Annotated in this window: 22 protein-coding genes; 11 read left to right on the top strand and 11 right to left on the bottom strand. The window is 70.1% G+C overall.

Features of this window, described 5'->3' with window-relative positions:
* Positions 1–117 precede the first annotated feature (117 nt).
* The 4 genes from AncyloWKF20_RS19615 to AncyloWKF20_RS19630 all read left to right on the top strand — a co-directional run bounded on the left by AncyloWKF20_RS19615 (position 118) and on the right by AncyloWKF20_RS19630 (position 2340).
* Positions 118–867, top strand: a complete 750-nt coding sequence (locus AncyloWKF20_RS19615; protein ID WP_279318038.1) for a F0F1 ATP synthase subunit A — start codon at positions 118–120, stop codon at positions 865–867.
* 65 nt (positions 868–932) lie between these two features.
* Positions 933–1160, top strand: a complete 228-nt coding sequence (locus AncyloWKF20_RS19620) for a F0F1 ATP synthase subunit C (protein ID WP_013169186.1) — start codon at positions 933–935, stop codon at positions 1158–1160.
* Between the two features lie 72 nt (positions 1161–1232).
* Positions 1233–1847 carry a F0F1 ATP synthase subunit B gene (locus AncyloWKF20_RS19625; protein WP_279315624.1) on the top strand — a complete coding sequence of 205 codons (615 nt, stop codon included), beginning with the start codon at positions 1233–1235 and terminating at the stop codon, positions 1845–1847.
* A gap of 10 nt (positions 1848–1857) precedes the next feature.
* The gene (locus tag AncyloWKF20_RS19630; protein WP_279315625.1) at positions 1858–2340 is read left to right on the top strand and encodes an ATP F0F1 synthase subunit B; all 483 of its coding nucleotides are present in this window, start codon (positions 1858–1860) and stop codon (positions 2338–2340) included.
* Between the two features lie 728 nt (positions 2341–3068).
* Here AncyloWKF20_RS19630 and AncyloWKF20_RS19635 read toward each other — a convergent pair.
* A complete protein-coding gene (locus tag AncyloWKF20_RS19635) occupies positions 3069–4463 on the bottom strand; it encodes a cell wall hydrolase (protein ID WP_279315626.1) in 1395 nt (464 codons plus the stop codon).
* Between the two features lie 147 nt (positions 4464–4610).
* A complete protein-coding gene (locus tag AncyloWKF20_RS19640) occupies positions 4611–5600 on the bottom strand; it encodes an L-threonylcarbamoyladenylate synthase (RefSeq protein ID WP_279315627.1) in 990 nt (329 codons plus the stop codon).
* A gap of 250 nt (positions 5601–5850) precedes the next feature.
* Between AncyloWKF20_RS19640 and AncyloWKF20_RS19645 the strand changes: the two genes are divergently transcribed.
* The 3 genes from AncyloWKF20_RS19645 to AncyloWKF20_RS19655 all read left to right on the top strand — a co-directional run bounded on the left by AncyloWKF20_RS19645 (position 5851) and on the right by AncyloWKF20_RS19655 (position 7578).
* A complete protein-coding gene (locus AncyloWKF20_RS19645; protein WP_279315628.1) occupies positions 5851–6780 on the top strand; it encodes a histone deacetylase family protein in 930 nt (309 codons plus the stop codon).
* A gap of 86 nt (positions 6781–6866) precedes the next feature.
* Positions 6867–7127 carry an exodeoxyribonuclease VII small subunit gene (locus tag AncyloWKF20_RS19650; RefSeq protein ID WP_267583922.1) on the top strand — a complete coding sequence of 87 codons (261 nt, stop codon included), beginning with the start codon at positions 6867–6869 and terminating at the stop codon, positions 7125–7127.
* 25 nt (positions 7128–7152) lie between these two features.
* Positions 7153–7578 carry a DUF1284 domain-containing protein gene (locus AncyloWKF20_RS19655; RefSeq protein WP_279315629.1) on the top strand — a complete coding sequence of 142 codons (426 nt, stop codon included), beginning with the start codon at positions 7153–7155 and terminating at the stop codon, positions 7576–7578.
* On the opposite strand, the gene AncyloWKF20_RS19660 is transcribed toward AncyloWKF20_RS19655, so the two are convergent.
* From AncyloWKF20_RS19660 to AncyloWKF20_RS19670, 3 genes are read right to left on the bottom strand one after another with little or no spacing between them, the layout of a single operon-like run.
* Positions 7575–7826 (bottom strand): DUF1272 domain-containing protein, encoded by a 252-nt coding sequence (locus tag AncyloWKF20_RS19660; protein ID WP_279315630.1) that lies wholly within the window; start codon positions 7824–7826, stop codon positions 7575–7577. The two genes, AncyloWKF20_RS19655 and AncyloWKF20_RS19660, sit on opposite strands and share 4 nt — an antisense overlap.
* 13 nt (positions 7827–7839) lie before the next feature.
* Positions 7840–8427 (bottom strand): protein-S-isoprenylcysteine O-methyltransferase, encoded by a 588-nt coding sequence (locus tag AncyloWKF20_RS19665; RefSeq protein ID WP_279315631.1) that lies wholly within the window; start codon positions 8425–8427, stop codon positions 7840–7842.
* Positions 8428–8441: 14 nt separating this feature from the next.
* On the bottom strand, positions 8442–9749 hold the full coding sequence (locus tag AncyloWKF20_RS19670; RefSeq protein ID WP_279315632.1) for a hypothetical protein: 1308 nt from the start codon (positions 9747–9749) through the stop codon (positions 8442–8444).
* Positions 9750–10013: 264 nt separating this feature from the next.
* Between AncyloWKF20_RS19670 and dxs the strand changes: the two genes are divergently transcribed.
* From dxs to AncyloWKF20_RS19685, 3 genes are read left to right on the top strand one after another with little or no spacing between them, the layout of a single operon-like run.
* Complete coding sequence (gene dxs, locus AncyloWKF20_RS19675; RefSeq protein WP_279315634.1) at positions 10014–11954, top strand: 1-deoxy-D-xylulose-5-phosphate synthase; 1941 nt, start codon at positions 10014–10016, stop codon at positions 11952–11954.
* 6 nt (positions 11955–11960) lie between these two features.
* Positions 11961–12737 (top strand): TlyA family RNA methyltransferase, encoded by a 777-nt coding sequence (locus AncyloWKF20_RS19680; RefSeq protein ID WP_279315635.1) that lies wholly within the window; start codon positions 11961–11963, stop codon positions 12735–12737.
* Between the two features lie 3 nt (positions 12738–12740).
* Positions 12741–14057, top strand: a complete 1317-nt coding sequence (locus tag AncyloWKF20_RS19685; protein WP_279315636.1) for an RNA methyltransferase — start codon at positions 12741–12743, stop codon at positions 14055–14057.
* Between the two features lie 15 nt (positions 14058–14072).
* Here AncyloWKF20_RS19685 and AncyloWKF20_RS19690 read toward each other — a convergent pair whose 3' ends face one another.
* The 3 genes from AncyloWKF20_RS19690 to aroC all read right to left on the bottom strand — a co-directional run bounded on the left by AncyloWKF20_RS19690 (position 14073) and on the right by aroC (position 17536).
* Entirely contained in the window at positions 14073–14900 is an 828-nt protein-coding gene (locus AncyloWKF20_RS19690; protein WP_279315637.1) for a DUF1194 domain-containing protein, read from the bottom strand.
* A gap of 134 nt (positions 14901–15034) precedes the next feature.
* On the bottom strand, positions 15035–16342 hold the full coding sequence (gene ribB, locus AncyloWKF20_RS19695) for a 3,4-dihydroxy-2-butanone-4-phosphate synthase (protein WP_279315638.1): 1308 nt from the start codon (positions 16340–16342) through the stop codon (positions 15035–15037).
* Positions 16343–16423: 81 nt separating this feature from the next.
* Positions 16424–17536: a chorismate synthase gene (aroC, locus tag AncyloWKF20_RS19700; protein WP_279315639.1), complete on the bottom strand. Its 1113-nt coding sequence runs from the start codon at positions 17534–17536 to the stop codon at positions 16424–16426.
* Positions 17537–17699: 163 nt separating this feature from the next.
* Between aroC and AncyloWKF20_RS19705 the strand changes: the two genes are divergently transcribed.
* Positions 17700–19019 carry a hemolysin family protein gene (locus tag AncyloWKF20_RS19705; protein ID WP_279315640.1) on the top strand — a complete coding sequence of 440 codons (1320 nt, stop codon included), beginning with the start codon at positions 17700–17702 and terminating at the stop codon, positions 19017–19019.
* Positions 19020–19023: 4 nt separating this feature from the next.
* On the opposite strand, the gene AncyloWKF20_RS19710 is transcribed toward AncyloWKF20_RS19705, so the two are convergent.
* The 3 genes from AncyloWKF20_RS19710 to AncyloWKF20_RS19720 all read right to left on the bottom strand — a co-directional run bounded on the left by AncyloWKF20_RS19710 (position 19024) and on the right by AncyloWKF20_RS19720 (position 23472).
* Positions 19024–19236, bottom strand: coding sequence for a hypothetical protein (locus AncyloWKF20_RS19710; protein ID WP_279315641.1), 213 nt, complete (start codon positions 19234–19236; stop codon positions 19024–19026).
* Between the two features lie 215 nt (positions 19237–19451).
* The gene (hrpB, locus tag AncyloWKF20_RS19715) at positions 19452–21932 is read right to left on the bottom strand and encodes an ATP-dependent helicase HrpB (RefSeq protein ID WP_279315642.1); all 2481 of its coding nucleotides are present in this window, start codon (positions 21930–21932) and stop codon (positions 19452–19454) included.
* A 193-nt stretch (positions 21933–22125) separates the two neighbouring features.
* Positions 22126–23472 carry an aspartate aminotransferase family protein gene (locus tag AncyloWKF20_RS19720; protein ID WP_279315643.1) on the bottom strand — a complete coding sequence of 449 codons (1347 nt, stop codon included), beginning with the start codon at positions 23470–23472 and terminating at the stop codon, positions 22126–22128.
* Between the last annotated feature and the right edge of the window lie 60 nt (positions 23473–23532).

A 23532-nucleotide genomic window follows, 5' to 3' on the forward strand; every position in this document is an offset into this window, starting at 1 on the left:
CCGGCGGATCGGCAGCATATTTCGACGGTGCCGGCCTTGCGGACGGTGCCTTTAGGCGGGGACGGGCGCTTCTGAGGCGCCGTGTTGAGGGCAGCGACCGGCATGGCCAGTGGCAGCGTGATTGATCCGATCCATCAGTTCCAGATCATCAAGATCGTGGATCTGGGGGCGCCGGGCGGCGTGCAGCTCGCCTTCACCAACTCCGCGGCCTTCATGTTCGGCATCGTGGCGCTGGTGTTCTTCTTCCTCACCTTCGCGACGCGCGGGCGCACTCTGGTGCCGAGCCGGCTGCAGTCTCTGGCGGAAGTCTCCTACGAATTCGTGGCCTCGATGGTCCGGTCCACGGCCGGCAATGAGGGCATGAAGTTCTTCCCGCTGGTCTTCTCGCTCTTCATGTTCGTGCTGGTCGCCAACTTCGTTGGCATGATCCCGTACACCTTCACGGTCACCAGCCATCTCGTCGTCACCGCCATGCTGGCGCTGATCGTCATCCTGACGGTCATCATCTACGGCTTCGTGCGGCACGGCACCCACTTCCTCCACCTCTTCGTGCCGTCGGGCGTTCCGGCCTTCCTGCTGCCCTTCATGGTCGTGATCGAGGTCATCTCCTTCCTCTCGCGCCCGATCAGCCTGTCGCTGCGTCTGTTCGCCAACATGCTGGCGGGCCACATCGCCATGAAGGTGTTCGCCGGCTTCATCGTGATGATGAGCGCCACGGGCGTCGCCGGCATCCTCGGCGCGACCCTGCCGCTCGCCATGGTGGTGGCGCTGACCGCGCTCGAATTCCTCGTCGCTTTCCTGCAGGCCTACGTCTTCGCGGTGCTGACCTGCATCTATCTCAACGACGCGCTCCATCCCGGTCACTGACCGGCGCGTCGCGGGACACTCATCCAGCCTTCAACTCAATCTTGCGAATTCAATAGGAGAAGACCATGGATCCGATCGCCGCCAAGTTCCTCGGTGCCGGTCTCGCCTGTCTCGGCATGGGCCTCGCCGCCATCGGCGTCGGTAACATCTTCGGCAACTTCCTGTCGGGCGCCCTGCGCAACCCGTCGGCGGCCGATGGCCAGTTCGCCCGCGCCTTCATCGGCGCGGCGCTCGCGGAAGGTCTCGGCATCTTCGCGCTCGTCGTCGCCCTCGTCCTGCTCTTCGTGGTCTGACGCATCCTGCGGTTGGTTGCGGGCGCGCCCACCCGGCGCGCCCCGTCCGTTTTGATCGAGGAAGCCTGAACCATGTCCGAGACCCAGGGTCCGGCCGGCACCTTCGTCATCGCCCAGGCGGAAACGCCGGCGGCGCATGGCGCGGCGTCCGGTCACGGCGTCGAAATCCAGGTTCCGCCGGGCGAGGCGCACGGTGGGGGCTTCCCGCCCTTCGACGCCCATACCTTCCCCTCGCAGATCATCTGGCTGGCGATCGCCTTCGGCGCGCTCTACCTGCTGATGAGCCGCATCGCCCTGCCGCGCATCGCCACCATCCTGGAAGAGCGTCACGATCGCATCGCTGACGACCTCGAGGAGGCCGGCAAGCTGAAGGGCGAGAGCGAGGCGGCGGCCACGGCCTATGAGCAGGCGCTCGCCAGCGCCCGCAACAAGGCCCACGGCATCGCCACCGAAACCCGCGATTCGCTCGCGGCGGAGGCCGAGACGCGCCGCAAGGCGCTCGAGGCCGAGCTCGCCGCCAAGCTGGCGGCGGCCGAGGCGCAGATCGCGGCCACCAAGACGTCGGCCATGGCCAATGTCCGCGGCATCGCCGTCGACGCGGCCGGCGCCATCGTCCACCAGCTGATCGGCACCGTCCCCGCCCCGCAGGCGGTTGAGGCGGCGGTCGATCAGGCCACCAAGAGCTGAGGTCGCGGAAATGGGTACAGCGGAACTCTGGGTCGCCGTCGCCTTCGTGATCTTCATGGGGCTCGTGATCCGCGCCGGCGCCTTCTCCGGCATGGCCGCGAAGCTTGACGCCCGTGGCGAACGCATCCGCCAGGAGCTCGAGGAAGCCCGCCGGCTGAAGGAAGAGGCGCAGAAGCTCGTCGCCGAGTATAAGCGCCGCCAGCGCGAGGCCGAGGCGGAGGCGGAAGCCATCGTCACCACGGCGCGCGCCGAGGCCGAGCGTCTCGCCACCGAGGCGAAGCAGAAGCTCGACGACCTCATCACCCGCCGCACCAAGATGGCCGAGCAGAAGATCGCCCAGGCCGAGGCGCAGGCGCTGGCCGATGTGAAGGCCGCGGCCGCCGAGGCGGCGGTGAAGGCGGCGGAAACGCTGCTCACCGCCCAGCTCGTCGGCGACGCCGCCGAGCGCGTGACCGCCGAGGCGCTGGGCGAGGTCAAGTCCAAGCTCAACTGAGCCGGGCTCCGCTTCCTCACCACGACACGATCAATGCCCGGCCTCGCGCCGGGCATTTTCGTTTGGGGCTGAGCCCGGTCTCCACGGCCACCGTGGTTTCCCCGTCATCCCGGACGGCCAAAGGCCGATCCGGGATCGCGTGCCGCTACCGCGAGCCACCGTTCACGCGCGTCGACCCTTCCCATCTTGCCGCGTCACGCTGGCCGTCGGGAAGTCGTGGATCCCTGGGCCAAGCCCAGGGATGACGTTGTCTCTGGCGGTTCGCGGTCTGTGGCGGGTTCCTGCCTCTGGGGGGTCGGGGCATCCGAAGTGGATGGCCTCAACGACGTGTCGCCCGGCTCCCGCGCCATCTGGAGCATCGTCCCGTCTGGAACACCGTCATGGCCGGGCTTGACCCGGCCATCCACGACTTCGGTTCCGCCGGCCACTGGCCCCGCCGCGCCGCTTTCCCACCGCCCGCGCCGTGCCGGCGCCGTATCCCTGCGCCGCCATCCCGGACGGCCAAAGGCCGATCCGGGATCGCGTGCCGGCACGTCGCACGGCCGTTGACGCCGCGCGTGGCCGTTGAAGTGCGCAACCGATCCCGGCTCTGCGCTGCGCTCCGGCCGGGATGACGACGGCGGAAAGGTGCCGGGCCCGCCGCGCGCTGTGTTCCGGCCGGGATGACGATGAGGGCAGGGCGCGGCGGTTGGGTTCACACCCCCGCACCCACCACCCCTCGCGCCCGCTCAGCTCGTCCAGCGGCGGGGGCGGTAGAAGGTGTGCTCGCCGATGCGGTCGAGCTTGCGCATCTCGCTCAGCCAGTTCGGGCGCACCGACTGGGCGTGGTAATGCGTGGCGCGGCCGACCTTGTCGTCCCAGACCAGCCCATCCAGCATCTCGGCGGCGATTTCCTGCGCCTGCTTCCATAGGCGCGGCTCGGTCACCACGTCCTTGATGTTGTCGCAGGCGAAGGTGAATTGGCAGGCCAACTTGCGGTTGGCGTTCTGGTAGACCGCGCGGCAGATGTCGGCGGGGTAATACCCGGAGAACACCCGGTTGATCACCACCTGCGCCACCGCCACCTGGCCCCGGCGCGGCTCGCCCCGGCTCTCGAAATAGACCGCTTCCGCCAGGCACTTCTCCGAACGCTCGCGGCGCTTGCCGGTGAGGCCGAGCCGTTCGGCCGGGCTCGGGCCACTGGCGAGGCGTGAGCCGTCCGCGCCCTCGCTCTTGGCCGCCGTGGTGGTGCCGCCGGGTGGGGCGGGCGGGGCCGGCGGGCTGAGCGGCAAGGCGAGGCCGTCCTGATGCAGGAAGGGCTGCGGCGGTAGCGCGGCGGTGTCGTAGCCGAACACATAGGAGGCCTGCCGGTAGAGCGGCAGGGCGGCGTCGGCGGCGACCGCCTCGTCGATGTCGAGGCCACCGGACAGGTCGCGCCCGAGTTCGCCAGCGGCGAGGTCGCCGAGGCTGCCGCCCATCCCCTCATCCAGGCCGGTGCGGGTGGCTGGCGCGTCGGCGGCGAGCGCGCGCTCCAACTGGCTCGGGTCGCCGGTCGGATCGCCGGCGGAGAGCGAATCGACGCCGGCATGGTCGAGCGCGGCGAGATCGCGCGGGGTGCTCGCCTCTTCCGTCTCGGCCGGGTCGGTGCCGAGCCCGGCAAGGGTGGTGATGGGAAGGCCGGTGCCCGTGCCGACGCCGCTGCCGGTGGTCGCCAGCAACTCGGTGCCGGTCCCGGTGCCCGTGCCGCTGCCGACAAGGCCCGGCCCGGTGGACTGGCCAGCGCTGGCGAAGGGGTCGGCCGGGTCGGTGATCTCGACCGGCAGGCGGTCGCCCTTGTGGCCGCGCTCCACCACCAGCGCCAGCGGCGCCTCGGGCGGCGGCTCGGCGATGGCCGAACCGGTGAGGAGCGAGGAGCGGGCGGGCCAGGCGAAGGCGGCGGCCTTCAGCGTGTGCACCGGCCCAGCGAGAATGGAGAGGCGCGCGCGCTCGGCAACGCCGGGCTGGTGGGCGAGGCGGCCGGCAATGTCCTGCAGCCCGATGGCACTGCTGCCGCCCGCCACCATCAGCCCCGCCAGCAGGGCGCAGCGCAGCCCGGACCGGAGAGGACCGTGGAGAGACCGGCGACGACCGATGGAACCCGACATGAGCAACGCCTACGCAAACCTCGGACGCGTGACCGCCCTGCCACAGGCAAGCCGGCGCGGCCGCATGCTTATGGTTGTCGCGTATTAACCTTGCTCGACGGTTAATTCCGGAGAGTCAGCCGCTCTGCGTTGGGCTCGACGCCGGCCTCAGCGCGGGGCGGCGGCGCGGCGCAGCCGGTCGGCGATGGCCTCGCCCAGCCCATGGCCGGGCAGGGTGACAACCGCGATGCCCGCCGCGCCGCTGGCATCCAGCACGCGCAGCAAAGCGAAGAGCGAGGCGGCGGCCTCGGTGAGATCGCCGGAGGGGCTGAGATCGGCCACGGCGACCGCCCCCTCGCTCCCCGGAGGCCGGGCGCCGGCGAAGGTGAGCAGCGCCTCGCCGGGGCGCACATCACCAGCGTCGAGCCGCACGCGAGCATTCGGCGCGTAATGCGAGGCGAGCATCCCCGGCGCCAGCGGGGCGTCCTCGTCCTCCGCCACTGGCGCGCGGGCGGCGAGCGGGGCACCGAGCGCTTCCTCGATGGCCTCGCGCGCGAGCCCGCCCGGTCGCAGCATCACCGGCACGTCGCCGGTGCAGTCGAGAATGGTCGATTCGACGCCGACCCGGCTCGCTCCGGCATCGAGCACGAGATCGATCCGCCCGTCGAGATCGGCCATCACATGGTCGGCCGAGGTCGGCGAAACATGGCCGGAGCGGTTGGCGCTCGGCGCGGCGATGGGACGCCCGGCCGCCCGCAGCACCGCCTGCGCGACGGGGTGGGCCGGCACGCGGATGGCGACGCTGGTGAGGCCGGCGCGCGCCAGTTCGCTCGTCGCCTCGGGGATGGCCGGCACCACCAGCGTCAGCGGCCCCGGCCAGAAGCGGGCGGCGAGCGCCTCGGCGGCGGGCGTGAGATGGCCGACGCGGCGGGCGGCCGCGACATCCGGCACATGGGCGATGAGCGGGTTGAAGGAGGGCCGGCCCTTGGCGGCGTAGAGGCTGGCGACGGCGCGCGGGTCGGTGGCGTCGCAGGCGAGGCCATAGACCGTCTCCGTCGGCAGCGCGACCAGCCCGCCGTCGCGCAGCACGCGCGCGGCCTCGGCGATGCCGGCGGCATCGGCGGGCAAATGGCGGGTCGGGCGCGGGGGCGTGGTCATAATCTCTCCGGTCTGGCGGGCTCGATAGGCCCGCGCCGGGTCGCGGTCAACGGCGCGCTGAACGGGGAGGGCGGCGCGGAGAGGCGAGGCGCGGGCGGGAAAAATCGGCGGGCGGCCCCTTGCCCCGCTGGTCGCGGCTGCCGACGTGGCATATCGTCCACCATCATTGGAACTGGAATGAGCTCATTCCCGGCCGGACCGTCACCGACAAGAAGCCGACGCCAAACGGCAACGCGACCCAAGGAATGCCATGACCACGCTGCTGATCGCGCATGATGCCTGCCTCGACCATCTCACCCCCGCCGGCCATCCCGAGCGGCCGGACCGCGTGCGGGTGCTGAACCGCGTCTTCGAGGCCGAGGCCTTCGCCACGCTTGCCCGCGAGCAGGCGCCGCTCGGCGCGCGCGAGGACATCATCCGCGTCCACCCGGAGGATTTCGTCGAGGCGCTGGAAGCCGCCGTGCCGACCGAGGGGCTGGTGCGCATCGACGGCGACACGGTGATGTCGCCCGGCACCTTCGAGGCGATCTCGCGCGGCGTCGGCGGCGCGGTGCTGGCGGTCGATGAGGTGCTGTCGGGCAAGGTGTCGAACGCCTTCGTCTCCATGCGCCCGCCCGGCCACCATGCCGAGACGCGCACGCCCATGGGCTTCTGCCTGTTCAACAATGTCGCCATCGCCGCCCGCCACGCGCAGAAGGTGCACGGCCTCGGGCGCGTCGCCATCGTCGATTTCGACGTGCATCACGGCAATGGCACGCAGGAGATCTTCTTCTCCGATCCGAGCGTGATGTACGCCTCGACCCACCAGATGCCGCTGTTTCCCGGCACCGGCTCGGTCGGCGAGCGCGGCACCACGGACAACATCGTCAACGCGCCGCTGCGCTCGGGCGATGGCGGCGAGGCGTTCCGCGAGGCGTTCGAGAGCCGCATCTTGCCGCGCCTCACGGCGTTCGGGCCGGAACTCATCATCCTCTCCGCCGGCTTCGACGCCCATACGCGCGACCCGCTGGCCAACATCAACCTGCTGGAAGACGATTTCAGCTGGGTCACCAAGAAGCTGATGGACGTGGCCGACAAGCAGTGCGGCGGCAAGCTGGTCTCGGTGCTGGAGGGCGGCTACGACCTCGAAGGCCTCGCCCGCTCGGCCTCGGCGCACGTTATGGCGCTCATGCGGGGCTAACGCCCCTCCCGGCGGCGCCCGCCGGGGGTGAGTTGGCGGGCGCGAGCCTGTATAAGTGGCCGACTCACGGATCACAGGAGGCTCGGATGAGCGCAGCGACCACCCCGGACCTCGCCGATGTCAGCGGGCTGAGCTTCGAGCGGGCGCTGGCCGAGCTCGAATCCATCGTCGGCAAGCTGGAGAAGGGCGACGTTCCGCTTGAGGAATCCATCGCCCTCTATGCGCGCGGCGAGGCGCTGAAGGCCCGTTGCGACGCGCTCCTGAAGGACGCCGAGGCGCGGGTCGAGAAGATCACGCAGGGCTCCGACGGCCGCGCCACCGGCACCGTGCCGCTCGACGGCGAGTGAGCCCAGGCGGCCCGCTGAGCGGCGCATGATCCGGCTCCGCGCCCATCATCTGCTGTGCCTGCTCACCTATGTCGGGCGGGGCTACACCCCCGCTTTCGTCGCCCAGTACAGCGCCATCGTCGCTCGGCTGAATGCGGGGGAGGGCGCGGTGCTGGTCGAGGGGCCGGACGACATCTGCGCGCCCATGCTCGACAGCGGCCATCATTGCCGTGAACCGCGCATCACCACGCGCGATGCGCTGGCCCGCGAGGCGGTCGCCGCCGCGCTCGGGCAGGCCGTCGCGCCGGGCGACACGATCCCGCTCGATGCCGCAACCGTCGCTCGCCTGCGCGAAAACTTCGCCGCCGGGACGATACGCGCGGCCTGCGCCGCCTGCCAATGGGACGGGCTGTGCTCAAACATCGCCGCGGGCGGTTTTTCCCGCACGCGGCTGACGGGTGCGCCCGCCTAGCTTGCGGCGCGCGCCCGGCAGTCCGGGTTGAACACCCGCACGGTGGAGGCCGGGTTGCGCGCTAGCGGGCCCGGCGGGCGCACCGGGCGGCGCACCAGCTCGCCGCCGCAATTGGGGCAGACGCCGCCGAGCACATCGCCCGCGCAGTCCACGCAGAAGGTGCACTCGAAGGTGCAGATCATCGCCTCCCGCGTATCCGCCGGCAGGTCGCGGTCGCAGCACTCGCAGTTCGGACGCAGTTCCAGCACGGCGCTCTCCCGATCAGTAGACACCCGGCAGCAGGCGGGCGGTCCGCGCGCTATAGGCGCGGTATTCCTCGCCGAAGGTGTCCAGCATCATCTGCTCTTCGCGCCCGACGCGGAAGAGGTAGAGGATGCCGAAACCGATCACCCCGGCCGGGCCGGCGATGACATTCGGGATCAGGATGAGCTGGGCGATCGCCCACAGGAAGAAGGCGGAATACATCGGGTGGCGCACATAGCGGTAGACGCCGCCGGTGATCAGCTTGTGGCTGTCCTTGATCTCCAGCGTCACCGACCAGTTCTTGCCGAGATCCTTGTGGGTGCGGCGGAACAGCCAGAGCGCGGCGATGAAGGCGAGCGTGCCGAGCGCGAACTGCACCGGCGAATAAGGGTAGTTGGCGCCATCGAACACATGCGAGGTCGCCCAGAACAGCGGGACGATGCCGAGCCCCAGCGTCGAGCAGGAGAGCAGGATCAGCTCGCGCAGCCGGTCGCGCGCATCGACCACGCGCTCGCGCTTCACCTTGCGCTCGAAAGGAAGGCGGATGACGTACCAGCCGATCACACCGATGGCCCAGACGATCTTGGCGGCGAGGATGAGGTTCATGGAGTTCCCGTCATTCAGGCGATCAGCGCGCCATCGATCAGGCTACCGTCTTGGGCGAAGCGGCCCAGCGGTCCTTCGGCGCGCGCGGTGAGGTCGGCAAAGGCCAGCGGGCCGAGCGCGACCATGAAATAGTCGTAGGAGGCCTGCCGCTCATTGGCCAGCAGGAACTGGTAGTGCACCCGCATCGGCCGCTTGCGCACGCGCTTCAGCTTTTCCGGCGAGAGCATGTGCTTGATGTTGGCGTTGCGCAGCAAGGGCTGGCTGCCCTCGATCCGCTCGAAGCCGGCGGTGCGCAGCGTCACCGGGTGGAATTTGTAGAAATTGATCGCGTCGTGCCGGCCCTGATACTCGACCCAAATGAGGCCGTGCGTGTTGGCTACGCGAGCCGCCTGCCGGCGCACTTTTTCGCCGCGCGCGTGCAGAGCAAGCTTGGGAATGGTGGCGCCACAGGTCATCAGGCACAGCCGCGCCGGCCCGTCGGCCAGATGCGGGTCGCGGTCGAGCGCCCGGTCGAGCACGCCGAGCATCAAGGTCGCCCCGAGGCTGTGGCCGACGAGCACGATCTCGTCATAGGCGCCGGTCTGCGCCGCCGTCACCAGCACGCCGGCGAAGTCGTCGAGCCGGGCATCGACGCTCGGCGTCGCGTCATGCAGGTAGTTGCGGGCGAGATCCCAGTCGTCGAGCGCCTGATGCAGCCGCCAGTAGCGGCCCGGCCAGCGGAACAGGCCGAAAAACGTCGCCACCCCCGCTCCCACGCCGGCCAGTGCGGCCAGCACCGCGCCGAGTGTGCCGGCCAGCAGCCAATAGGCAAGACCCCCGGCGACCAGCCCGCCCAGCGCGAACAGCCAGACCATCACATAGGGAAAGAAGAAGAAGAAGCCGTAGCGCGGGCTGGCGCGGAAATAGCCGCGCGCGGCGCCCCCGAACAGAAAATCGGTCAGCCCGCCAAGCCCGCGCCACAGCCGCACCGGGTCCGGCCGGTCGTCGAGCGCGCGCACGATGTCGTCCCAGCACAGGATGCGGTAATCGGTCTGGCTGCGCCAGTTCGGCCCTTCGGTCGTCACGTCCCAGCGGGCGAAGGGGCGGGTGCCGTCATCGCCGCGCGGGGCGACCTCCACCTTGAACGACCACAGCTTGGCGAAGCGCCCCGCCTGGTTGGCGAAACGTCCATGGTGATAATCCATCGGCGTCGGGTCATGGCCGGGCAGGAACAGCACGAGGCGGCGCGTGCCGACGCGCGGCGCCGGGCCGCCTGCGGCCCTCGCCCCGGATGCCGCCCGGTCCGCCGCTCCGTCTGCCGCTTCGTTAACCACGTCGTTCATGCGTCCCGGTTCTAGCCGAACCGTTCGGTCCGATCCAACATTTGTGACGGGACGCCGTTTCGTCTCCACACTCTTGCTCGGCTTTGCCGTGTAACGATCGCACGGCGCCGCGGGCCAGAGCCCGCCCATTCCCGTATAATGCCGATGAGCGCCGGCATAGCTTCCGGGCGCCGCGCGTTGCGCCTGCTGGGGGCTTTGTGTATGCCCTTGAACTTCGTCCATGGCATCGCATCTGCCTTGGATGAGCCGTTACCGGAGACGTCCTTGACCCGTCCTTCCACGCCGCTTCTCGACACCGTCCGCCTGCCGGCCGATCTGCGCCGTCTGCCGGACGACAAGCTGCCGCAGCTTGCGGCCGAGCTGAGGGCGGAGATGATCGACGCGGTCTCGGTCACCGGCGGTCATCTGGGCGCCGGCCTTGGCGTGGTCGAGCTCACCGTGGCGCTGCATCACGTCTTCGATACGCCCAATGACCGGCTGATCTGGGATGTCGGCCACCAGTGCTACCCGCACAAGATTCTCACCGGCCGGCGCGAGCGCATCCGCACGCTGCGGCAGGGCGGCGGGCTCTCCGGCTTCACCAACCGCAGCGAGAGCGAGTACGACCCCTTCGGCGCGGGCCATTCCTCCACCTCGATCTCCGCCGGCCTCGGCATGGCCGTGGCGCGCGATCTCGAGGCGGCGAAGGCTTTGGGCGCCGCCCCGCGCAATGTGGTCGCCGTCATCGGCGACGGCGCCATGTCGGCGGGCATGGCCTATGAGGCGATGAACAATGCCGGCGCCATGGATTCCCGCCTCATCGTCATCCTCAACGACAATGACATGTCGATCGCGCCCCCGGTCGGCGCCATGTCGGCCTATCTCGCCCGGCTGATTTCCGGGCGCACCTACCGCTCGCTGCGCGAGACCGCCAAGCAGCTCGCCAGCAACCTGCCGAAATTCTTCGGCCGGCAGGCGGCGCGGGCGGAGGAGTTCGCGCGCGGCTTCTGGACCGGCGGCACGCTGTTCGAGGAACTCGGCTTCTACTATGTCGGGCCGATTGACGGGCACAATCTCGACCATCTCCTCCCCGTGCTGCGCAATGCGCGCGACAGCGAGACTGGGCCGATCCTGGTCCATGTCGTCACCCAGAAGGGCAAGGGCTACGCCCCCGCCGAAGCCTCGGCCGACAAATATCACGGCGTGCAGCGCTTCGATGTCGCCACCGGCACGCAGCGCAAGGCGGTCTCCAACGCCCCGACCTATACCAGCGTCTTCGCCGAGAGCCTGATCAGCGAGGCCAGGCGCGACGACAAGATCGTCGCCATCAACGCCGCCATGCCGGCCGGCACCGGGCTCGATCTGTTCGGTCAGGCCTTCCCCGAGCGCAGCTTCGATGTCGGCATCGCCGAGCAGCATGCCGTCACCTTCGCCGCCGGTCTGGCGACGGAAGGCTACAAGCCATTCTGCGCGATCTACTCCACCTTCCTGCAGCGCGCCTATGACCAGATCGTGCATGACGTGGCGATCCAGCGCCTGCCGGTGCGCTTCGCCATCGACCGCGCCGGGCTGGTTGGCGCGGATGGCGCGACCCATGTCGGCGCCTTCGACGTGCCGATGCTCGCCTGCCTGCCGGGCATGGTGGTGATGGCCGCCGCCGACGAGGCGGAACTGGTGCATATGGTCGCCACCGCCGCCGCCTATGATGAGGGCCCCATCGCCTTCCGCTACCCGCGCGGTGAGGGCGTTGGCGTCGAGCGGCCCGAGCGCGGCATTCCGCTGGAGATCGGCCGGGGCCGCGTGCTGCGCGAGGGCTCCAAGATCGCGCTGCTCTCGCTCGGCACCCGGCTTGCCGCCTGCCTCAACGCCGCCGAGCAGCTTGCCGGCTTCGGCCTGTCCGCCACCGTCGCGGATGCCCGCTTCGCCAAGCCGATCGACCGCGACCTCGTGCTGCGCCTCGCGCGGGAGCATGAGGTGCTGATGGTGGTGGAAGAGGGCGCCATTGGCGGCTTCGGCAGCCATGTGCTGACCCTGCTGGCGGAAGCCGGCGCGCTCGACCGGGGGCTGAAGGTGCGCACCCTCGCTCTGCCGGACCTGTTCATCGACCATGATTCGCCGGCCGTTCAGATGAAGCAGGCCGGGCTCGACGCGGACGGCATCATTCGCGGCGTCTTCGCGGCGCTCGGGGCCGATGAGGAAGCCCGCCTCACTCTGCTGCGCGGCTGAGCGCCAATGTCCGCGCAGGAGCCGCCCGCCGCGCCCACCCGCGACCGGGCCGACCGGGTGCTGGTGGCGCGCGGCCTGTTCGACAGCCGCGCCCGCGCCCAGGCCGCCATCGCCGCCGGGCTCGTGCGGGTCGCCGGCCGCGTCCTCGCCAAGCCCTCCGAGACCATTGCCAGCGACGCGGTGATCGAGGCGCAGGAAGCCTATGAATGGGTCTCCCGCGCCGGCCTCAAGCTCGTCGCCGCGCTCGATGCCGCCGGGCTCGACGTGACCGGGCGGGAGGCGCTGGATGTCGGCGCCTCGACCGGCGGCTTCACGCAGGTGCTGCTGGCGCGCGGCGCCGCCCGCGTGCACGCCGTGGATGTCGGGCGCGACCAGATTCATAGCCGGCTACGCGATGATCCCCGCGTCGTCTCGCGCGAGGCGACGGATATTCGCGACCTCGCCCCCGGCGATCTGCCGGCGGCGGGCATCATCACCATCGACGTCAGCTTCATCTCGCTCGAGGCCGTGCTGCCGGCCGCGCTCGCCCATGCCCAGCCCGGCGCCGATCTCGTCGCGCTGGTGAAGCCGCAATTCGAGGTCGGCCGCGACAAGCTCTCCAAGGGCGGCATCGTGAAGGATGCGCAGGCCCGGCAGGCGGCAGTCGAGCGGATCGAGGCGCGGCTGACCGGGCTCGGCTGGCGGGTGAGTCACAAGCTCGCCTCGCCGATTCTCGGCGGCGACGGCAATGAGGAATTCCTCCTCGTGGCCAGTCATCTCGTGGCCCGGCAGGGGGAGAGCTGAGCCATGGCGCGCGGCACGCGACACACACTGGCCTCACCGGCCACCGAACCCGCACACACTGCACCGACTGTTCACCTCACTGCACTGACCATCCACCATCTCGGTCAGCGCGGCGACGGTGTCGCGCAGACCGAAAATGGCCCGGTCTATGTGCCGCTGGCGCTGCCCGGCGAGGTGGTGGAGGCGGAGGTGAGCGGGGATCGCGGCAAGCTCCTTTCCATCCTCCAGCCGAGCCCGGAGCGGGTCGCGCCGGTGTGCCGCCATGTCGGCCAGTGCGGCGGCTGCGCGCTCCAGCACTGGGAGGTGTCAAAATACCACGCATGGAAGCGCGGGCTGGTGGAAGAGGCGCTCATCCGCGCCGGATTGTCCACGGATATCAAGGAATTAATCCCCGCCCATGGCGAGGGCCGGCGCCGCGCCGTGTTCCATGCCCGCTCCACTGGCGGCAGCGCGGCGCGCGGTAACGATATACTGGCGGTGGGCTTTGCCGGGCGGCGCAGCCACGCCATCGTCGCCATCGATGCCTGCCCGATCCTCGCCCCCGGCCTCGACGGCGCGCTGCCGGCGGCCTGGGCGGTGGCGCAACTTCTGGCCCCGCTCGCCAAGCCGCTCGACATTCAGGTGACGGCGACGGAAACCGGCCTCGACATGGATGTGCGCGGCAGCGGCCCCTTGAAGACGGCGCTGGTCGCGCGCCTCGCCGATATCGCCGGCCAGCACCGCCTCGCCCGTCTCACCCGCCATGGCGAACTCGTGCTCCAGCGGGAACCTCCCATGATTTCAATGGGTTCGGCCCGCGTGACGCTGCCGCCCGGCTCTTTCCTGCAGGCCACCGCCGCCGGCGAGGAGACGCTGGCGGGGCTGGTTCTGGAGGCCACCAAGGGCGCGGCTCGGGTGGCGGACCTGTTCAGCGGCGTCGGCACCTTCGCGTTGCGGCTCGCCCGCAAGGCACGGGTGAGCGCCTATGAATATTCCGAGCCTGCCATTGATGCCCTTAATCGCGCCACGCGCGGCGTCTCCGGCCTGAAGCCGGTGACCGGCGAGGTGCGCGACCTGTTCCGCCGCCCGCTTTATCCGTTGGAACTCAAGAACTTCGACGCCGTGGTGTTCGACCCGCCGCGCCAGGGCGCGGAGGCGCAGGCCCAGCAGCTCGCCCAGAGCAAGGTGCCGCTGGTGGTGGGCGTGTCCTGCGATCCCGTGAGCTTCGCCCGCGATGCCAAGATCTTGACCGACAAGGGGTTTCGGCTGGAAAGCGTCACCCCGGTCGACCAGTTCCTCTATTCCACTCATGTGGAGCTGGTCGGGGTGTTTCGGCGCTGACGGTGTTTTAATACCTTAATTGCCCCAGCGCTCCATCCACATGCGCTCGCCAATGGTGCAGGACACCCGCTTCTGGTCCGCCGCGCGGTGGATCATCTGCGGTTTCGGCGGCACCACGCCGGCGACTTCCAGCACCAGCTTGGTCTTGATCGCGTCGGCGAATTCATGCGTGCCGCGCACCGGAATGACGAAGGCGCCGGGCCCGCCGATCACGCAGTCCTCGTAATAGATATCGAGCTGGCCGATATCGAGCATGGAGCCGGCCGGCTCCTTCAGCATCAGCGGTAACCCGTTAATGGTGATGCCGCGCTTCACCACCGCGTCGCGCGTCGGCTCGACCATTGGTCCCTGATTGTTGGTGCCGTCGCCGGAAATGTCGATGACCCGGCGCAAACCCTTGAATCTGTTGCGGTCCAGCAGGTCGGCGCTGAACTCCATGGCGCCGGAAATCGAGGTGCGGTAGACCCGTCGCAACGGCGCCGCGCGGATCGCCTCGGCAAAGCGCGCGGCATCCGCGGCACCGCCGACCACCATCCAGTCGACCACCAGCTTCTGCTCCTCCGCCCCCGCCCATTCGACATAGGCCAGGGCCACGCGGCCATGCGGGCCGAGCTTGAGCGCGTTGAGGAATTCCGGCGAGGTGACCGCGCGGCTGTAGCCGTCGCGCTGGAGCGCGAGCTCGTCGAGGTCCATCGAGTAGGAGATGTCGACGGCGAGTACCAGCTCGACATCCACCGGCTCCACGGCGGAACCCTGCGCCCGCGCCGGAGCGCCGACGCACACACTCAAGGCGAGCGCGCAGGCCAGCCCAACCGTCGCCGTCCACAACCTCACGCACGACATCGCGACCTCCGTCCATGACGGGAACACGACGTGTCAGAGACGCGTCAGCGAAAGGGTGACACGGGTCGGGGGCGGCCCAAAGCTGAAATTTCAGGCCCTTACCGCCCCAAGCGATGCCATTCGCGTGAGCGGGCTCAGGCGTCCAGTACCTCGGTGCCGGTGATCTCGATGCCGAAGCCGGCGACGCCGACATAGGTGCGCGCGCGGGACGCCAGCAACCGTATCGAGGAAATGCCGAGATCGCGCAGGATCTGCGCCCCGAGCCCGACCTCGCGCCAGCTCTCGTCGCGCAGCCGCGCGCTGTCGGCGGCGTTGCCATCCGGCCCCACCGAGTTCACCGGAACGCCCGTGGTGCCGTCGCGCAGATAGACCAGCACGCCGCGTCCCTCGGCCTTGATGCGCTCCAGCGAGGCGCGGATCGCCTTGCCGCCGGTGAACACGTCGCCAATCGGGTCCGCGCGGTGCAATCGTACCAGCACGTCGCGCCCGTCGCCGATCTTGCCGTGGACGAGGGCGATATGGTTCACCGGCTCGAAGGGCGTGACATAGGAGATGGCGTGCATGTCGCCGACCACGGTCGGCGCGCTGAATTCCGCCGCCCGGCTCACCAGCTTCTCGCGCATCTGGCGGTAGGCAATGAGATCGGCCACCGAAATGCGGGTGAGGTTGTGCTGGGCGGCGAAGTCGGTGACCTTTGGCCCCCGCATCACCGTACCATCGTCATTCACCAGCTCGCAGATGACGCCGACCGGTTCGAGATCGGCGAGTCGGCACAGATCGACCGCCGCCTCGGTATGGCCCGAGCGCATCAGCACCCCGCCTTCCTTGGCGATCAGCGGGAAGATGTGGCCCGGCCGCACGAAATCCGCCGCGCCGGCATTGGGGTTGGCGAGGCCGCGCACCGTGGCGGTGCGGTCCTCGGCGGAGATGCCGGTGGTGGTGCCGTGCTTGTAATCGACGGAAATGGTGAAGGCGGTGGCGTGCGGCGCGTCATTGTCCGTCACCATCGGGTTCAGCCGCAGCCGCTTGGCGTGCTCGGCCGGCAGCGGGGTGCAGACGATGCCGGAGGTGTGGCGCACGATGAAGGCGAGCTTTTCCGGGGTGGCGTGAACCGCCGCGACGATGAGGTCGCCCTCATTCTCGCGGTCGTCATCATCCGTCACCACCAGCATCTCGCCGCGCGCGAACGCCTCGATTGCCGCCTGAACGCGGGCCTGCAGATTGTCGCTCATCATTGCCATCTCGACGCTATCGATCCCGAGAAAGTCGTTGGGGGTGACCGCGCCGCCGGTGATGGCGGCGATCCGGCTTCCCACGTCACGGGAGACCCAGGCTTGCTGGTCGTTGCACAGGGCGGTGATGCTGGCCGGCGACAGGCCGACGCTGCGCGCGAAGGCGCTACGCGTCGTTCCTGTCATGGCGAGCCAATCCGCAAGCTTCATGCAGCAAGCATAGGCGCGGCGAAATTCACTGGCAATGAAAAAGCGAGCCCCTTTCAGTCATACTGAAGGGTTGCCGTCGCCTCAGCGCGGAAAGGGCCATACAGGCGGCGTGCCGACCTGGGCGCGGGCGCGCAACAGGTGGTCGGCCAGCACGCAGGCGACCATCGCCTCGCCCACCGGCACGGCGCGAATGCCGACGCAGGGGTCGTGCCGGCCCTTGGTCACGATATCGGCGTCGTCGCCGTATCGTGTTACCGTCTTGCGCGGCGTGAGGATGGACGAGGTCGGCTTCACCGCGAAGCGCACCACCACCGGCTGGCCGGTCGAGATGCCGCCGAGAATGCCGCCGGCATGGTTGGCGAGGAAGACCGGCCTGCCGTCATTGCCCATGCGCATCTCGTCGGCATTGTCCTCGCCGGTGAGGGTGGCGCTCGCGAAGCCCTCGCCGATCTCGACGCCCTTCACCGCGTTGATGCTCATCAGCGCCCCCGCCAGATCCGCGTCCAGCTTGCCATAGAGCGGCGCGCCGAGGCCGGGCGGCACGCCTTCGGCGATCACCTCGATGACGGCGCCGACCGAGGAGCCGCTTTTGCGGATGCCGTCGAGATAGGTCTCCATCCGCGCGGCAGCCTGCGCATCCGGGCAGAAGAACGGGTTGCGGCCGATCTCGGCGCTGTCCCAATTGGCGCGGTCGATGGTGATCTCGCCCATCTGCACCAGCGCGCCAGTGACGGTGACGCCCTCCAGCACCTTGGCGGCCAGCGCGCCGGCGGCGACGCGCACGGCGGTCTCGCGGGCGGAGGAGCGCCCGCCGCCGCGATGGTCGCGCAGACCGTATTTCACGTCATAGGCATAGTCGGCATGGCCGGGCCGGTAGCTCTCGGCGATCTGCGCATAGTCCTTGGAGCGCTGGTCGACATTCTCGATCAGCAGGGCGATGGGCGTGCCGGTGGTAATATGAGACCCGTCTTCCTGCGGCAGCGTGCCGGAGAGCACCTTCACCTCGTCCGGCTCGCGGCGCTGGGTGGTGAAGCGCGACTGGCCGGGACGGCGCTTGTCCAGCGCTTCCTGGATTTCCTCCAGCCGGAAGCGGATGCCGGGCGGGCAGCCATCCACCACCCCGCCGATCGCCGGCCCGTGGCTTTCGCCGAAGGTGGTGACACGAAACAGCTGGCCGAAGGTGTTGAACGACATGGACGGGGCCCGGACTGGGAGGGGGTGAGGGCTTCTAGGCCCAGCGCGCGCGGGCGTCAAACCGCGTCATCCGCACGGCCGGGCACGGGAAATTCGGGCGGCGCCATGGTCAAGGCGGCGGCGCTGCCCCATAATAGGCGCACAGTTCACCCTCACGGACCCAATGCCTCTCTTTGAAATCGCCGTCGTTGTCCTGCTTGTGCTGATCAACGGCGTCCTCGCCATGGCCGAGCTCTCAGTGGTCTCGGCCCGTCCCGCCCGTTTGCGGGCCATGGCGGATAAAGGCTCGCGCGGTGCCCGCATCGCGCTGTCCCTCGCCGCCGATCCCGGCCGCTTCCTCTCCACCGTCCAGATCGGCATCACGCTGATCGGCATCCTCGCCGGCGCCTTCTCCGGCGCCACGCTGGGCGGCCGGCTCGGCGAATGGCTGCGCGAGCTCGGCCTGTCGCCCGGTCTCGCCGATGGCCTCGGCTATTCGCTGGTGGTGGCCGCCATCACCTATATCTCGCTGATCCTCGGCGAGCTGATCCCCAAGCGCCTCGCCTTGCAGAGCCCGGAGAAGCTGGCGACCCTCGTCGCCCCCGGTATGATGTTACTGTCGCGCGTCGCCGCGCCGGCGGTGTGGCTGCTCGATATCTCCTCACGCGCCGTGTTGCGGCTGTTGGGCGAACAGAGCAAGGGCGAGGACGGTAACGTCACCGACGAGGAAATCCGCGCCATCGTCGCCGAGGCGGAGAGCGCCGGCGTGATCGACCCGGATGAGCGCCGGATGATCGCGGGCGTCATGCGCCTCGCCGATCGCCCGGTCCGCGCGGTGATGACGCCTCGCACCGAGGTCGACTGGATCGACCTGACGGACGACCCGGAGGCGGTGCGCCAGACCATTCGCGAGACCCGCCACACCCGCATGCCCGCCTGCGAGGGCACGCCGGAAGAGCCCACCGGCGTCATCGACATTCGCGACCTGCTGGAAGCCTATCTGAACGGCGAAACCCCGGACCCGCGCCATTATGTGAAGCCGGGGGCGGTGCTGGTGGAGACCGCCGGCGCGCTCGACGCGATGAAGTTGCTGCGCCACGCGGAATCCCCGCTGGCGCTGGTAGTCGACGAATATGGTTCGATGGTCGGCGTGCTGACCCCGGCGGACCTGCTCGACACCATCGCCGGCTCGGTTGTGTTCGATGAGGGCGGGCAGGTGAAGCCCGACGTGGTCGAGCGCGCCGATGGCAGCTATCTGGTGGCGGGATCGACGCCGGTGGACGAGCTGGCGGAGGTGCTGGGCATCCGGCTGCCGCAGGAGGCCGGCTTTCATACGGCGGCGGGCTTCGTGCTGCACGAGCTCAAGAGGCTGCCGCAGGAAGGCGCCGTGTTCGAGACGCTGGGCTGGCGCTTCGAGGTGGTGGATATGGACGGGCGGCGGGTGGACAAGATCCTTGTCGGCCGTGCCGTGGTGCCGCGCCGGCGGGCGCCGGTGATGGGCTGACGCCTCAGCGCGCCGCCCGGTCGATGGTTATCGTGGCGGCGGCATTCGCCTCCCCGCCATAGCGGGCGCTGAGCCCGGCCACCACCGTGACGATGGCGATGGCGAGTGCGGCGGCGATCAGCCCGTATTCCAGGCCGGTGCTGTGCCCGCGGCGGGCAACCGCAGCGCGCCGCCGCATGTCGCGACCGATCAGCTCCCTGTCAACCAGCTCTCTCATGGGCCTACTCTGCTTGCGCTGTCTTTGCCGATATCTGTCTTCGGACAGATTTTGTTGTGGGCTTAGCCTGCGCCGCAGATGTTGACCGCGCGTTAAATCGCTCGCTCCATGCCGTTTGGCGGGGCGGTTACTGCCTCCGTGGTTAATGCTTTGCAGCCGTTTCGTTGAGGATTCGATGCAACGCGCCCCGCTCGCTGCGCGTCAGCTATGTCGGGTCAGCTGCGCGGTTTGGCGCGGCGCGTCGGCTCGGCATTGGCCGGGTCGTCCGGCCAGGGATGGCGGGGGTAGCGCCCGCGCATGTCGGCGCGCACGTCACGCCAGGAGCCGGCCCAGAAGGCCGGCAGGTCGCGCGTGAGCTGGATCGGCCGGTGCGCCGGTGAGAGCAGCGCCAGCGTCAGCGGCACGCGGCCCTGCGCGAGGCTCGGATGGGTCTTGAGGCCAAAAAGTTCCTGCACCCGCACGCTCAGCATCGGCCCGCCCTCGGCGGCGTAGTCGACGGGTATTTTGCTACCCGTTGGCACCTCGATATGGGTCGGCGCCTCCGCGTCGAGCCGGGCGGCGAGATCCCACGGCAGCAGCGCGGTCAGCGCCTGACCGAGGCGGCTGGCGTCGATCTGCGTGAGGCTGGTCGCCCCGTCGAGCTGCGGGGCCAGCCAGTCCTCCACCGTCTCCGCCATCTGCTCCCAGGACAGGTCCGGCCAGGTCTCCGGCAGGCGGGCATGGAGGAAGCGCACCCGGTCGAGCCATTGACGCTGGTGATCCGACCAGCCGAGCCGTTCCAGCCCCCGCGCCTGCGCCGCCTGCGCGAGTGCCCGCGCCGTCTCCGGCCCGGCCTTCACCGCTGCCGGGCGCTCGGCGAGCACCAGCCCGCCGAGGCGGCGCAGCTGCCGGGCCCGTAGCGCGCCGGCGGCGGTGTCGAAGCTGGTCTCGACGGCCTGCGTGATGGCGTCGCCGAACTCGGCTTCCAGCTCCGCCTCGGTGAGCTCCGCCGCCAGCAGGATGCGCGCCTCATCCGCCGTGCCGGTCAGCTCCGCCACGGCGAGATAGGGCGCGCGGGCCAGCGCCGCGGCGGTGTCGATCGCGGCGCCGCGCCCATTGGCCAGCACGAAGCGCCGCCCGTCGCCGCGCGCCCGCGCCACGCGGTCGGGAAAGGCCAGCGCCAGCAGGGCAGCGGGGGAGGGTGAGGTATCATGATGCTGCGCGCGGCTGGCGAGGCCCTCGGCCTCCCGGGCCCAGCGCTCGGCGAGGCGTCGCGCTTCCTCCGTCCGCCGTCCGTTGTCGCGCGCGAAGCCGTCCAGCCGGTGGGCGAGGTCGACGCCATCCCCGCCCAGCCCGCGTTCCGACACGATGGCGGCAATGCGGCCCGCCAAGAGCCCGGCGCCCCGCGCGGCGCCGTCGATCACCATGCGGGCGAGGCGCGGCTCCAGTGGCAGGCGCGCCATGGCCCGGCCGCGCTCGCTCGCCTGCCCGTGGGCATCGAGCGCGCCGAGCGTGCGCAGCAGCGTCTGCGCCTCCCGCCAGGCCGCGTCGGGCGGCGGATCGAGAAAGGCCAGCGCCCCCGGCTCGCGCACGCCCCAGACGGCGAGGTCGAGCACGAGGCGGGAGAGGTCGGCGGCGAGGATTTCCGGCGCGGCGAAGGCCGGCAGGCTCGCCGTTTCCGGCTCGTTCCAGAGCCGCAGGCACACGCCGGGCGCCGTGCGTCCGGCGCGACCCCGGCGCTGGTCGGCGGCGGCGCGTGAGACCCGCACCGTCTCCAGCCGCGTCAGCCCGACGCCCGGCTCGAAGCGCGGCACGCGGGCAAACCCGCTGTCGATGACGACCCGCACGCCCTCTATGGTCAGGCTGGTCTCGGCGATGGAGGTCGCCAGCACCACCTTGCGCCGCCCGGCCGGCGAGGGCGCGATGGCAAGGTCCTGCTCGCGCGGGTCGAGCGCGCCGTAGAGCGGGGCGATGTCCACCGACGGGTCGCGGATCGCCTCGCGCAGCAGGCGCTCGGTGCGGCGGATCTCGCCGGCGCCGGGCAGGAAGGCGAGGATGGAGCCGGCCTCGCTGGCGAGCGCGCGCTGCACCGCCTCCGCGATCTGCCGGTCGATGGGCGCGCGCGGGTCGCGGCCGAGATAGCGGGTCTCGACCGGAAAGGCGCGGCCGAGGCTCTCGATCACCGGCGCGTCGGCTCCGAGCAGGCGGGCGACACGGGCGCCGTCCAGCGTCGCGGACATGACCAGAAGCCGCAAATCCTCGCGCAGCGCCCCCTGGGCGTCGAGGGCGAGGGCAAGGCCGAGATCGGCGTCGAGGCTGCGCTCGTGGAACTCGTCGAACAGCACGGCGGCGACGCCGGACAGCTCCGGGTCGTCCAGCATCATGCGGGTGAAGATGCCCTCGGTGATGACCTCGATGCGGGTCGCGCGGCCGACCTTGGAACCGAAGCGGGCGCGGTAGCCGACCGTCTGGCCCGCGCTCTCGCCCAGCGTCGCGGCCATGCGCTCGGCGGCGGCGCGGGCGGCGATGCGGCGGGGCTCCAGCACGAGGATCTTGCGGCCTTCGACCCACGGCTCGTCGAGCAAGGCGAGCGGCACGCGCGTCGTCTTGCCGGCGCCGGGCGGGGCGACCAGCACGGCGGCGTTGCGCGCGCGCAGGGCGGCGGTCAGTCCGGGCAGGGCGTCGTCAATGGGGAGGGGCAGGTCGAAGGCGCGCATGGCGCCCGCTCATAGCAGAAATATGCGCCGGCCGTCGCTGCGTCCGGGTCATCCAATAAACGTCATCCCGGAATGGCCGTCGGCCATATCCGGGATCGCGTGAGAGGGGCCGCAGAACGATCCCGGCTCGCGCTCGGCGCGGCCGGGATGACCTCCTCATAGAGGGCCGGGATGACGTGAAGGCCTGCCGGCCTTACATCACCGCGTCGATGGTCCGGCCGATCTTCTCGACCAGTTCACCCACCTGCGACTCGCTGATGATGAGCGGCGGGCTCACCGCGATGGTGTCGCCGGTGACGCGGAACATCACGTCCTGCTCGTGGAAGCCGTGCTCCATCGCCTCATAGCCGCGCTTGCCGGGGGTCTCGGGCTTGGGGGCCATGTCGAAGGCGGCGACCAGGCCGACGGTGCGGATGTCGAGCACGCCGGGCTTGCCCTTCAGGCTCATCACCGCGTCGGCGAAGATCGGCTCCATGGCGCGGGAGCGCTCGAACAGGGCTTCGTCGCGGTAGACGTCCAACGTCGCCAGCGAGGCGGCGCAGGCCAGCGGATGGCCGGAATAGGTGTAGCCGTGGAACAGCTCGATCACATGCTCCGGGCCGTTCATGAAGGTGTCGTAGATGTGCTTGCGCACGATCACGCCGCCCATCGGCACCGCGCCGGAGGTCACGCCCTTGGCGAAGGTGATCATGTCCGGCACCACGCCGTAGCGCTCGGCGGCGAAGGGGAAGCCGAGGCGGCCGAAGCCGGTGATGACTTCGTCGAAGATCAGCAGGATGCCGTACTTGTCGCAGATCTCGCGCAGGCGCTTGAGATAGCCCTTGGGCGCGGGCAGGCCGCCGGTGGAGCCGGCCATCGGCTCGACGATGACGGCGGCGATGGTCTGCGCGTCATGCAGGGCGACGATGCCCTCCAGCGCCTCGGCGCGCTCGGCGCCCCATTCCGGCTCGCCCTTGGAGAAGGCCTGCTTCTCGCGGTCATAGGTGTGCGGCAGGTGGTCGGCGCCGGCCAGCAGGCTGCCGAAGAAGCGGCGGTTCGGCGAGATGCCGCCGACCGTGATGCCGCCGAAGCCGACGCCGTGATAGCCGCGCTCGCGGCCGATGAGGCGGGTGCGGGTGCCCTTGCCGGTCACGGCATGGAAGGCCAGCGCGATCTTCAGCGCGGTGTCGCCGGCTTCGGAGCCGGAGTTGCAGAAGAACACATGATCGAGATCGCCCGGCGCCAGCTCGGCAATGCGCGAGGCCGCCTTGAAGGCCAGCGGGTGGCCGAACTGGAAGGTCGGGGCGAAGTCCATCTCCGCCGCCTGCTTCTGGATCGCGGCGACGATGGGCGCGCGGTTGTGGCCGGCATTGGAGCACCACAGGCCGGCGGAACCGTCGAGGATCGCCCGGCCCTCCGGCGTGTAATAGTGCATGTCCTTCGCCTTGGACACCATGCGCGGGCGGCGCTTGAAGGCGCGGTTCGCGGTGAAGCCCATCCAGAACGCCTCGAGGTCGTTCGGGGTGGTGGTGGCGAGATCGTAATCATAGGCGACGGACATGATGAGCTCCGGTAGACGGTCCATAGGTGGGGGCCGCGCTTTTCATCATGTATAATGCGT

The sequence above is a fragment of the Ancylobacter sp. WKF20 genome, from assembly GCF_029760895.1.
GTDB lineage: Bacteria > Pseudomonadota > Alphaproteobacteria > Rhizobiales > Xanthobacteraceae > Ancylobacter.